The following is a 10,493-nucleotide window of genomic DNA, read 5'->3' on the forward strand; positions in this document are numbered from 1 at the left end:
GAATCCGTTCGCAAAGTCATTCATCCGTTGACTGGCCCCGCCCGTGTGGCGGGGTCATTTTCGCGTAAAGCTTACTGCCTTGCGAGGGTGACCGAGAACTCGCCGTTGCGGATGCGGCCCGGAAAACCCTCGACGAACTTAGCGACCGCGTCCTCGCCATAAGTGCCGACGAGCTCGGCAAAGGCCGCAAACAGGCTCGCCTGCGCGAGGCAGTCGCCGTCGACGCCCTCGTGGCGCGCTTCGGCCCAGGCCTCGTTGAGATAACTCAGTGCGGCCTGCTTCTGCTCGTGATCGGGCAGCGGCGCGCGGTCGGGGGCGTAGGAAATCGGCTGGCTCATGAAACTCGATCAGGGCTGGGGCGCGATCCACGGCGATGCGCTGTGCGAGAGGTGTAGCACGCGCATTAACGACCGCTAGGCCACATCTTTAGGAACGGTTAACGGCTGTGAACAAAGTCGATGACAGGGTTCCCGTCGCGCCTTCGACAGCCAAGCCCTCATGGTGAGGAGCGCGCTCTTCGCGCGCGTCTCGAACCGTGCAGGCCCTGCTGCGGCAGTCGATGAGGGAGTTACGGTCCGGAGTGAGGCCGAAAGGAATCAGTTCGCGTAGCGCGCCGTGAGATCGCGCGAGATCTTCGAGCCTTCCTCGATATAGCGGCGGATCGCCACCGTCGCGGCCGGCGTGCAGCTCCGATAGGTCTGCTGAAAGCCGTTATAGCCGCGGTTGAAGCCGGCGATCATGCGGGTGCGGCGCTCCCCGGAGGGAGTTTCGGCATCGATCAGCGCCTGCATCTCGTTGCGCCATTTGTTGCCCTCGTTGGACCCGCAGATGCCGCGCAGATAGTGCAGGCCGCCGAGGATCTCCGCCAGCCGCTGCAAATCGGCGTCGAACGGCGCCGCCACGTCCTGGGCCCTCGCGGGTCCGGAGGCGCAGGCGAGAATCAGGGCAAAAATGGCCAGAAATCGCGTGGACATCGGCGGGGTGTATGCCCCGTCGGGGCTGGGGACGCAAGGTGAGCCACGCGGGCGGTGCGCTCCGTCTCCCGCCTGCGGGGCCCGCGGCTCGGTCAGGCTCCAATCAGCCGCGCAGCGGACTGAATGACCTCTTCCAACCCTCCGGTCAGCTTGAGGTCGCCGAGGCCAGCCAGGGCATCCGGGGAGATCCAGCGGAAGTCGTCGAGCTCGTCGTTCAGGATCGGCTCCCGCGCCACCCAGTGGGCGGCAAACGACATGATCAGGTAATGGCCGGCACCGGGCGCGGCGGGCAGCACCTCGCGCCAGCCGGCGAGGCCGACGATCGCGATGTCGAGCCCGGTCTCCTCGTCGACCTCGCGGCTCAGGGCCTGGTGCAGCGATTCGCCGAATTCGACCCGGCCCCCCGGCAGCGAATAGAAGCCCTTGGCGGGCGAACGGGCGCGGCGGGTCAGCAGCACCTTGCCGTCGCGGAAAATCGCGGCGCTGACGGCGAGCTGGGGATGGGTGGGCTGGACGACCGAAGCCATTTTCTTGAAGGACCTGATTCTTAAAGGACCTAATTCTTAAGGACCTGGCTCAGTTCGCCATGATGGTGTCGACGTCGGCTTCCGCTCCGCCATTGATGATGCCGCCGCAGGCGGCGATCAGCGGCTTGACCCAGAGCGTGGCCTGCTCGGCGAGGCGGACGCGGGTCGTGTCCTTCTCGACCTCGCGCATGGCCGAGCCGACCGCGGTCAGGATCGAGGTCATGGTATCGGTGATGTGGTCGAACTGGGCGCGCACGTTGGGGTTGGCCTTCTCATAGGCCTCGATGGCCAGGTCCCGCGCCTTGAAATTCGATGCCGTGAAATGCTCGGCATAGGACAGCGGCGACCAGGTCAAAAAATCTTCCGCGCATTCCGGCATGTCCGGAACCATTTCCAGCAGCATCACGGCTTCATTGAAATGGTTGAGATAGTCGGTGGCAAGCCCGGTCCGCGGGTTGATATTGGCCACGCGCAGCCGCTCGGCCCAGGCGGCGGCCTCGGGGCCCGTCTGTACATGCGTCCGCGCGGGTTGGGAGGCCGTTGAGCTCATCTGCCGCAGTGTTAACGTTCGGGGTTAAAAGGACCTGAACGGACCCTATATAGATACCCTGGGATGTGTGGACGCTTCGTCATAACTTCGGCCCCCGCGGCTTTGCGGCAACTGTTCGGCTATGTCGAGCAGCCGAATTTCCCGCCCCGGTACAATGTGGCCCCGACACAACCGATTCCGGTCGTTCTGGCCGAGAACGGCGCGCGGCATTTTCGCCTGATGCGCTGGGGATTGCTGCCGGGCTGGGTCAAGGACCCCAAGGGCTTTACACTCCTGATCAATGCGCGCTCCGAGACGGTGCTGGAGAAGCCCGCCTTCAAACGCGCGATTCGCCGGCGGCGCGGCCTGATCCCGGCCGATGGCTATTACGAATGGAAGGTGGAAGACGGCCGCAAGCAGCCTTTCTTCATCCACCGCGCCGACGGTGCGCCGCTCGGCTTTGCCGCATTGTTCGAGACCTGGGCCGGGCCGAACGGCGAGGAGCTCGACACGGTCGCGATCGTCACGGCCGCGGCGGGCGAGGATCTCGCCGCCCTGCATGACCGCGTGCCCGTCACCATCAGCCCACGGGATTTCGAGCGCTGGCTCGACATCAGGGGCGACGAGGTCGATGCGATCCTGCCGCTGATGACGGCACCGCGCATCGGCGAGTTCGCCTGGCACCCGGTCTCCACCCGCGTCAACCGCGTCGCCAATGACGACGATCAGTTGCTGCTGCCGATCAGCGCGGAGGAGATGGCGGCAGAAGCAGAAGCGGCGAAACCAAAGAAGGCAGCGCGGAAAGCGGCGGCCAGCTCATCCGATGACGGGCAGGGCTCGTTGTTCTAGCCACCCTACGGCAGCGGAGTCTTAAACAATCTCCCGCGCCCTCAGCGCCGCAATCTCCGCCGCATCAAACCCCAGCTCGCCCAGCACCGCGTCCGTATCCGCGCCGAGCTCCGGCGCCATCCGGTCCAGCCTGCCGCCGCCATGGGCGAGCTTGAAGCCGCTGCCGGCAAAGCGCAGGCGTCCGTATTGCGTGTCCAGCTCCTGGATCGCGCCGCGCGCCTTGATTTGCGGATGGTCGATCACCTCCTCGACCTTCCAGATGCTGGCGCAGGGCGCGCCGGCGTCTTCCAGGATCGTCTCCCATTCGCGCGCCGGTTTGGCCGCGAGTGCCGCTTCGATGATGGCGCGCAGCGCGGGTTCGTTATCGTTGCGGGAAAACCAGTCGGCAAAGCGCGGATCTGACAGCGTGTCCTCGCGGCCGAGCGCGCTCATCAGCGCGCGGTACTGCTTCTCGTTGTTGACGGCGAGCAGGATGTGGCCGTCGCCGCACTTGAACAAATTCGCCGTCGTCCTGCGGCTCACCGCCTGATTGCCCGAGAGTGTCTGGCGATGGCCGGCGACCGACCAGTCCGCGATCTGTCCCGACAGAAACGCCATCGTCGCCTCCAGCATGGAGACATCGATCAACTGCCCCTTGCCGGTGCGGTCGCGCTGATACAGTGCGCTCGACACGCCAAACGCGGCCGTGGCGCCCGACAGCACGTCGCACACTGCGAAGCCCGCGCGCGTCGGCCCCGTCTCGGGATGGCCGGTGATCGCCATGATGCCGGACAGCGCCTGCATCTTGCCGTCATAGCCGGGCCGCAGGCGATCCGGGCCGGTCTGGCCGAAGCCGGAGACCGCGCAATAGATCAGCTTTGGATTGATCGCCGAGAGCGCTTCATAGCCGATGCCGAGCTTGTCCATCACGCCCGGGCGAAAATTTTCCATGACGACGTCGACCTGGCCTACGAGCTTCTTCACGATCGCGATCGCTTCCGGCTTCTGCAGATCGAGCGTCAGGCTGCGCTTGTTGCCGTTGACGGCCTGGAACGCCGGCGCGAGGCCGCGGTCGGCCCATTCGCGGCTGAGCGGCGTGCGGCGCATGTCCTCGCCCTCGCGCCGCTCGACCTTGATGATTTCAGCCCCGAGCAGCGCGAGCTGGTAGCTCGCATAAGGGCCGGCGAGCACTTGCGTGAAGTCCAGAATCTTCACGCCCTCGAACGGTCGCGTCACGTCGCTCTCCCCTTTTTGATTATGTTATCGGAGGACGTCAGGCGGCGCGGTTGCCCCGCGCGATCTCCTTCTGCTTGTCGAATTCGGCGCGGCGGTGCGCCAGCTCTTCCGGCGACAGCTGCGCGACGTTGTTGTAGTCGAGCTTCCAGGAGGCGTCCTCGCTCCAGCGCAGCGGCGACTGCATCGTGGTCTGCGGGCCGCTCGCGCTGTCCAGCAGCTTGAGCGCCAGCTCGAGCGTCTGCGCCTGCGAGGCGACGTCGTGCGGCTTGCCGGCGGAATTGCCGAGCGGGAAGTCGGAGAACAAGAAGCGCGGCACGGCGGCGTGCTCGATGATGTCCTTGGCGCAGCCCATGATCACGGTCGGGATGCCGTTTTGCTCCAGGTGCCGCGCCACCAGCGCGGTGGTCTGGTGGCAGACCGGGCAGTTCGGCACCAGCACCGCGACATCGACCTTGTCCGCGAGGCAGCGCGCCAGGATGTCCGGTGCGTCGGTGTCGAGCGTGACGCGATGGCTGCGGTTGGTCGGCGCGCCGAAGAAGCGCGGGGCGACCTCGCCGATGCGGCTGGCGGCGGAGGCCTTCAGGAGCTGCGGCAGCGGAAACCAGGTGCCGTTGTCGGTGGCCGAGGTGTGCTTGCGGTCGTAGCCGATATGCGAGATGCGCAAATCGTGCTCTTTCGACGTGTCGCCGTCATAGACCTGGTAGAACTTTGCGCCGCCATTATACGCCGCGCCCGGCCCCTGATCGCCCTTGCCGGGATCATACGGCGCAGCGGTCGTGATGATGGTCACGCGCGAGTTTGCCAGCGGCTTCTTCAGCGGCTGGAACGGCGCTTCGGTATAATGCGCCCAGCGATACGCGGTGGTGTAGCCGATCGCCGCGTAATAGTCGCGGGTGCGCTGCATGTACGGGACGGGGGAGTCGTAGTCGGGCGCAAAGCCGAATTCGTCGTCGCGCGGCGTGGACATGGGCGCGTCTCCTGGTTCTTGGTTGGCGACAGACTAGAGATAGTTTTGGGGTTGCTCAACGGGGGGAAGGGAGGATGCAGGACAGAATTGCAGGTGAGGATGGTGCGGCACGCGCGGTGCCACTTACCCTCCCCTGGAGGGGGAGGGTCGGCTCACATTGAGCGCAGCGAAAATGTGAGACGGGGTGGGGTGACGGTCTCACCACATCCAACAGTGCCCGAGTGGAGAGATCACCCCACCCCGCTCGCGCTTCGCGCGATCGACCCTCCCCCTCCAGGGGAGGGTAAGTCACTTGAACACGTGCAGCGCCACATATTGCAGCAGCATGATCGCCTTGGCGTCGATGATGCGGCCGTCGGCAATCATCGCCAGCGCCTCGTCGATCGAGAGCTCCAGCACCTCGATGTCCTCGCCCTCGTGCTCGAGGCCGCCGCCGTCGCTGACACGCATCGAAGGCTCGTATTCGGCGACGAAGAAATGCAGCTTTTCGGTGATCGCGCCGGGGCTCATGAAGGCCTCGAACACCTTGTGGACGTGGTGCAGGCGGTAGCCGGTCTCCTCCTCGGCCTCGGCGCGGATGCGCTCTTCGGGCTCGGCGTTGTCAAGCACGCCGGCGGCGGCCTCGATCAGGAGATCGTCGTAGCCGCGGATGAAGGCCGGCAGGCGAAACTGCCGCACCAGGATCACGGTACGCCCAGCGCGGTTATACGGCAGCACGGCGGCGGCGTTGTCGCGCTCATAGGTCTCGCGGTGCTGCGTCTGCCACTCGCCACTGGCGCGCCGGTACTCGAACGTGGTGTTCTTCAGCGTGGTCCAGCCGTCCGAGAGCACGCGGACGTCCTTGATGCGGACGCGGTCGGAAATGGTCATTTGCTTGATCTCAGTTGCTTGGCGTGGTCGCGCGGCCGTCGAGCCACTTCTGGAACATCACGGATGACGATAGCTCGAAGCCCAGCGAGCCGTAGAACGCATTGGCCTGCGCGTTCTCGCGGCGGACGAGGAGTTGCAGCTTCGAAATTCCCGCCGCGCGCAGCCAGTCCTCGGCCGCGGCCATGATGACGCGGCCATGGCCGCGCTTGCGGCCGTCGGGATCGACCGCGACGTAATAGACCCAGCCGCGATGGCCGTCATGGCCGACCATCACGGTAGCGACGATCGCGTCATCATCGCGGCCGATCAGTACGGTCGAGTTCTCGCGCCGCCGCGCCAGCGCGATGTCGGCATGCGGATCATTCCATGGCCGCGTCAGGCCGCAGCGTTGCCACAGCGCGACGACGGTCTCGATATCGGCGTCCTTGATGGCGTCGATCGCAAGCACGGTCACAGCACCTTCCCCGGATTCATGATGCCGTGCGGATCGAGCATCGCCTTGATGGCGCGCATCAGCTCGATCGCGGTCTTGTCCTTGACCTCGGGCAACTCGTCGCGCTTGAGCACGCCGATGCCGTGCTCGGCCGAGATCGAGCCGCCCATGCGCAGCACGATCGCGAACACCACGGCGTTCATCTCGTGCCAGCGCGCGAGATAATCCGCGGTGTTGGCGCCGACCGGCTGGCTGACATTGTAGTGCAGATTGCCGTCGCCGAGATGGCCGAACGGCACCGGCCGCGCGCCCGGGATCAGCTTCACCACGGCGGCGTTGGCTTCCTCGATGAACGCAGGCACGGTGGCGATCGGCACCGAAATGTCGTGCTTGATCGAGCCGCCCTCGGGCTTCTGCGCCGACGACATTTCCTCGCGCAGCTTCCAGAAGCCGTTGCGCTGGGTGAGGTTGGCCGCAATCACGGCGTCGTCGACGATCTCATCCTCCAGGGCGCGGGCCAAAATCGTCTCCAACGGCGTGCGGGCATCGTCGCCGGGGGAAGACAATTCCATCAGCACGTACCAGGGATGCTTTTCAGCGAGCGGATCGCGCACGTCGATGCCGTGGCGCACCGAGAAATCGACCGCCATCTCCGACAGCAGCTCGAAGCTCGTCAGCGCATTGGCGGCTTCGCTCTGCGCAATCGTCAGCAGCTTGAGCGCCGCCGCCGGCGATTTCAGCCCGACATAGGCGGTCTCGACTGAACGCGGCTTCGGGAAGAGCTTCAGCGTCGCCGCGGTGATGATGCCGAGCGTGCCTTCTGCGCCGATGAAGAGATTGTGCAGATTGTAGCCGGTATTGTCCTTCTTTAGCTTCGACAGCACGTTGAGCACGCGGCCGTCGGCGAGCACGACCTCCAGCCCCAGCGCCATCTCGCGCGCGACGCCATAGGCGAGCGCCGCGGTGCCGCCGGCATTGGTCGAGAGATTGCCGCCGATGGTGCAACTGCCTTCGGCGCCGAGCGAGAGCGGAAACAGCCGGTCCACGTCGGACGCCTTCTGCTGCGCGATCTGCAGCACCACGCCGGCTTCGACCGTCATGGTGTTCGAGGCGGTGTCGACCTCGCGGATCTTGTCGAGCCGCCGCAGCGACACCACGACCTCGCCGTTGTGCGGCGTCTGCCCGCCGACAAGCCCGGTGTTGCCGCCCTGTGGCACCAGCGCGATTTTATGTTCGGAGGCGAGCTTGCAGATCGCGGAGACCTCCGCCGTCGAGCCCGGCCGCAGCACCAGCGGCGAGCGGCCGTGAAACAAATTGCGCTCCTCGGTGACGTAGGGCTCGATGTCGGTCGCATCGGTGATCGCATGGCGCTCGCCCACGATCTTGCGGAATTGTTCGATCAGCTCAGGCGCAAGCGGAGGCGTGGCGGATTGATTGATGTTCATTGTCTCGTCTCTACTTCCACTCTTATCGCGCTGCTGCAGCCCGTCGCAGCCGGTCGTTGATCGCTTCGCCAAGTCCTTCCTCGGGGATCGCCATCACCGCAATCGCCCGCGGGCTCTTCGCGTCGAGGCTGCGAAGATAGCCGAACAGATTGGCGGCGGCTTCATCGAGATCACCGGTGGGCGACAAATTCATGACAGCGACGGCCGTATCAACGCCGGGCAGGCGCTCAGAGCCAAACGCCAGCAGCGCTTCGCCGGGCGCAACGTCCTGCGCGCGAAGCCGCACATGGGCGCGCGGCGCGTAATGCGAGGCCAGCATGCCCGGCGCCAGCGGCTGGCTGTCGTCGCTCTCGGCTTCCACCGGCGGCCGCGCCAGGGGCGTACCCAGCACCGCCTCGATCCGCTCGCGCGACAGCCCACCGGGCCGCAGCAGCATCGGCGCGTCGAGGCAGCCGACAATGGTCGATTCGACGCCGACCGTAACAGGCCCGCCGTCCACGATCAGGTCGATCCGTCCCGTAAGGTCGCTCTCGACATGAGCGGCCAGCGTCGGCGAGACATGGCCGGAGATGTTGGCGGACGGCGCCACCACGGCGCCGCCGAAGGCGCGGAGGATCGCCTGCGCCACCGGGTGCGCGGGAATGCGAATCGCGACCGTGTCGAGGCCCGCGGTGGCGAGATCGGCCACCGGGCAGCCCTCCGTCTTCGGCACCACCAGCGTCAGCGGTCCCGGCCAGAACGCTTCCGCGAGCTTCAGGGCGCGCGCGTCGAACCGGCCGATCCGCCGCGCGGCGGCGATGTCCGGGACATGGGCGATCAGCGGATTGAACGCCGGCCGCCCCTTGGCGGCGTAGAGATGGGCGATCGCGGCGGCATTGGCCGCATCCGCCCCGAGCCCGTAGACGGTCTCGGTCGGAAACGCGACCAGCCCGCCGGCGGCCAGCGTGCGGGCCGCGGCCTCGGCGCCGGCCGCGCCGGCCGGTAAAATCAGCGTTTCAAGACCCGTTTTCACAGGGACAAAATTCCTCATGCCGGCCGCTTGCGGTGCGCCAAACCCGACGCTATAAGCCGCCTTCTTGTCGGAGTGTGGCTCAGCCCGGTAGAGCACTGCGTTCGGGACGCAGGGGTCGCAGGTTCGAATCCTGCCACTCCGACCATTCTTCCAAAAGTCGACGTTTTCCAAAGGCTTGGCGGACCGGCCGCCGGCACCTCGGAACGCCTTTTTGCAACGATTTCGGGATCGGGTCCACGGCCGATTTGGCCGGGCAGGGCCGCTGGCTGTGGGAGCATGGCTCTCCAAGAGCTAACGTCGCTCCGACATTGCCGGGTAGGTCAGAGGACTACCGCTCGTAGCTTGTAGGATGGGTTTCCCTTCGCTCTGCCATCCTACAGGTCACCGCCGCGCCACCACCACGCCGACCAGAAACGCCACCATCAGCGCCGGCAGCGGGGCCTCGCGCACCATGCCGCGCACAATGTCCGGCCAGTGCTGCTCCGGGGCCAGTCCTGGCGATCGCACGTTGGGCGCGGGCTCGATATCCCAGTGTGATGCGAATTCGGCGATCTCGCTTTGCGCGAGGCGCACGCCGTCACGCACGCGGTAGATCGCGGCCTCCGATCGCTCGCGCGGCGCGAGCGCCGTCAGCGTCGCGATCGCCGTGCGCAACGTCATCTCGCCAAAACCTTGCAGCCGCACCTGCTCCTCGGGATCGGACGTCATGCGAAATCCCTCACAGCGCGAGATGGCGCGCGAGGGCGAAGGCCGCTGTCGCGCGCAGGACCAGCGTGGAATCCGCGCCGGCGACGCCGCGTGCGAGATGGGTTCGCGTCAGGTGCCTGGTCATGATCGTGCTCCATGCTCTGCATGGAAATGGCGGCGATGGATCTTGGTTCCTGTGCGCAAGAAGCGAATCGGCCGGACTTACTTCCGCAGCAACTCGCTCAATGCCGCCGTCGCCTCGGCGCAGCGGATGTCGTCGATCTCGCGCGACAGGCTGAGCGCGCTCGCTCTCAGTTCTTCGAGTTTCCAAGTCTCCGGATGCTGGTTTTCGAGCTGAACGAGACGCTTGTTCAGATCGTCCAGTCTCGATTGGAGCTGCCCGATGCTGGCGTCTCCATTCACTTTCCAAACGCGTTGTGCACGCATCGTCGTTCCCCTGCTAACTCACGGCCTTGTGAGAGCGGTTCGTGGCCGGAATGGGAGTTTGTTTTGTCCGGCTTCAGATCGTGGGGAACCGTTGCAGATTCGCAACGTTCTGATCCGCGTCCGCCGGACGCTGCACAATGATACCCACAGGCATGGATCGGATCGTGCCTCACATCGGCGGCAGTTGCACCGTGCCTGTGTCGCCCGCTGTCAATCCGCGTTGCCGAAAATATTCCGCTTTACCGAAATTCGGTTTCGGCGTATGTGTCGCCCATCCCGGCTCACCCAAGAGGGGCGACTATGTGTCGTCACTGTCGCGAGCCGGGGTTGCGGTGGACGCGGCAGCGTCGGCATGAGAGGTGCGGGCAGGGCGGGTAGTCCCTGTGAGCCCGAGGCTTCGTGCGGACGACGGCGCTGCCAGGCTTCGTCTCGTCTGTAAGTTTCCGGCTCCGTCGACAGGGCTGGAAAAACTGCGGCGAAATGGCGGGCCGTGCGTACGGCAAAACCGTGTGGTCCTGGCCGTCGTTGCTACGGTCAA

General features: G+C 65.8%; 13 protein-coding genes and 1 tRNA gene. 2 read left to right on the top strand and 12 right to left on the bottom strand.

Annotation, left to right across the window (positions count from 1 at the left end):
* Positions 1-71: 71 nt before the first annotated feature.
* From RAD04_RS24085 to RAD04_RS24100, 4 genes are all read right to left on the bottom strand, one after another.
* Positions 72-338, bottom strand: a complete 267-nt coding sequence (locus tag RAD04_RS24085; protein ID WP_018323382.1) for a hypothetical protein — start codon at positions 336-338, stop codon at positions 72-74.
* Between the two features lie 258 nt (positions 339-596).
* Positions 597-974, bottom strand: a complete 378-nt coding sequence (locus RAD04_RS24090) for a TIGR02301 family protein (protein ID WP_104465683.1) — start codon at positions 972-974, stop codon at positions 597-599.
* Between the two features lie 92 nt (positions 975-1,066).
* A complete protein-coding gene (locus tag RAD04_RS24095) occupies positions 1,067-1,501 on the bottom strand; it encodes an NUDIX hydrolase (protein ID WP_461625749.1) in 435 nt (144 codons plus the stop codon).
* A 49-nt stretch (positions 1,502-1,550) separates the two neighbouring features.
* Positions 1,551-2,051 (bottom strand): hypothetical protein, encoded by a 501-nt coding sequence (locus RAD04_RS24100; protein ID WP_104465685.1) that lies wholly within the window; start codon positions 2,049-2,051, stop codon positions 1,551-1,553.
* Positions 2,052-2,114: 63 nt separating this feature from the next.
* On the opposite strand from RAD04_RS24100, the gene RAD04_RS24105 reads away from it, so the two are divergent.
* A complete protein-coding gene (locus RAD04_RS24105; protein ID WP_461625750.1) occupies positions 2,115-2,879 on the top strand; it encodes an SOS response-associated peptidase in 765 nt (254 codons plus the stop codon).
* 21 nt (positions 2,880-2,900) lie between these two features.
* On the opposite strand, the gene RAD04_RS24110 is transcribed toward RAD04_RS24105, so the two are convergent.
* The 6 genes from RAD04_RS24110 to RAD04_RS24135 form a co-directional block, all read right to left on the bottom strand.
* Complete coding sequence (locus RAD04_RS24110; RefSeq protein ID WP_461625751.1) at positions 2,901-4,094, bottom strand: CaiB/BaiF CoA transferase family protein; 1,194 nt, start codon at positions 4,092-4,094, stop codon at positions 2,901-2,903.
* 37 nt (positions 4,095-4,131) lie between these two features.
* On the bottom strand, positions 4,132-5,061 hold the full coding sequence (locus RAD04_RS24115) for a glycine reductase (protein WP_461625752.1): 930 nt from the start codon (positions 5,059-5,061) through the stop codon (positions 4,132-4,134).
* Between the two features lie 288 nt (positions 5,062-5,349).
* Positions 5,350-5,931: an NUDIX domain-containing protein gene (locus RAD04_RS24120; protein ID WP_092262493.1), complete on the bottom strand. Its 582-nt coding sequence runs from the start codon at positions 5,929-5,931 to the stop codon at positions 5,350-5,352.
* A 10-nt stretch (positions 5,932-5,941) separates the two neighbouring features.
* Positions 5,942-6,385, bottom strand: a complete 444-nt coding sequence (locus tag RAD04_RS24125; RefSeq protein WP_461625753.1) for a GNAT family acetyltransferase — start codon at positions 6,383-6,385, stop codon at positions 5,942-5,944.
* Positions 6,382-7,809 (bottom strand): FAD-binding oxidoreductase, encoded by a 1,428-nt coding sequence (locus RAD04_RS24130; RefSeq protein WP_461625754.1) that lies wholly within the window; start codon positions 7,807-7,809, stop codon positions 6,382-6,384. The genes RAD04_RS24125 and RAD04_RS24130 overlap by 4 nt, the downstream gene beginning before the upstream one ends.
* A 22-nt stretch (positions 7,810-7,831) precedes the next feature.
* The gene (locus tag RAD04_RS24135) at positions 7,832-8,839 is read right to left on the bottom strand and encodes an L-threonylcarbamoyladenylate synthase (protein ID WP_461625755.1); all 1,008 of its coding nucleotides are present in this window, start codon (positions 8,837-8,839) and stop codon (positions 7,832-7,834) included.
* Between the two features lie 50 nt (positions 8,840-8,889).
* Here RAD04_RS24135 and RAD04_RS24140 point away from each other — a divergent pair.
* Positions 8,890-8,966, top strand: a tRNA-Pro gene (locus RAD04_RS24140).
* A gap of 236 nt (positions 8,967-9,202) precedes the next feature.
* On the opposite strand, the gene RAD04_RS24145 is transcribed toward RAD04_RS24140, so the two are convergent.
* Both RAD04_RS24145 and RAD04_RS24150 read right to left on the bottom strand, forming a co-directional pair.
* Positions 9,203-9,529: a hypothetical protein gene (locus RAD04_RS24145; protein WP_461625756.1), complete on the bottom strand. Its 327-nt coding sequence runs from the start codon at positions 9,527-9,529 to the stop codon at positions 9,203-9,205.
* A gap of 201 nt (positions 9,530-9,730) precedes the next feature.
* Positions 9,731-9,955, bottom strand: a complete 225-nt coding sequence (locus RAD04_RS24150) for a hypothetical protein (protein ID WP_018323393.1) — start codon at positions 9,953-9,955, stop codon at positions 9,731-9,733.
* Positions 9,956-10,493 lie beyond the last annotated feature (538 nt).

The sequence above is a fragment of the Bradyrhizobium sp. 25ACV genome, from assembly GCF_054863005.1.

Excerpts from the sequence above, each read along its gene's own strand:
- RAD04_RS24090 (WP_104465683.1), bottom strand. The coding sequence starts at position 974 with ATGTCCACGCGATTTCTGGCCATTTTTGCCCTGATTCTCGCCTGCGCC.
- RAD04_RS24150 (WP_018323393.1), bottom strand. The coding sequence starts at position 9,955 with ATGCGTGCACAACGCGTTTGGAAAGTGAATGGAGACGCCAGCATCGGG.
- RAD04_RS24085 (WP_018323382.1), bottom strand. The coding sequence starts at position 338 with ATGAGCCAGCCGATTTCCTACGCCCCCGACCGCGCGCCGCTGCCCGAT.
- RAD04_RS24105 (WP_461625750.1), top strand. The coding sequence starts at position 2,115 with ATGTGTGGACGCTTCGTCATAACTTCGGCCCCCGCGGCTTTGCGGCAA.
- RAD04_RS24095 (WP_461625749.1), bottom strand. The coding sequence starts at position 1,501 with ATGGCTTCGGTCGTCCAGCCCACCCATCCCCAGCTCGCCGTCAGCGCC.
- RAD04_RS24100 (WP_104465685.1), bottom strand. The coding sequence starts at position 2,051 with ATGAGCTCAACGGCCTCCCAACCCGCGCGGACGCATGTACAGACGGGC.
- RAD04_RS24115 (WP_461625752.1), bottom strand. The coding sequence starts at position 5,061 with ATGTCCACGCCGCGCGACGACGAATTCGGCTTTGCGCCCGACTACGAC.
- RAD04_RS24130 (WP_461625754.1), bottom strand. The coding sequence starts at position 7,809 with ATGAACATCAATCAATCCGCCACGCCTCCGCTTGCGCCTGAGCTGATC.
- RAD04_RS24120 (WP_092262493.1), bottom strand. The coding sequence starts at position 5,931 with ATGACCATTTCCGACCGCGTCCGCATCAAGGACGTCCGCGTGCTCTCG.
- RAD04_RS24145 (WP_461625756.1), bottom strand. The coding sequence starts at position 9,529 with ATGACGTCCGATCCCGAGGAGCAGGTGCGGCTGCAAGGTTTTGGCGAG.
- RAD04_RS24135 (WP_461625755.1), bottom strand. The coding sequence starts at position 8,839 with ATGAGGAATTTTGTCCCTGTGAAAACGGGTCTTGAAACGCTGATTTTA.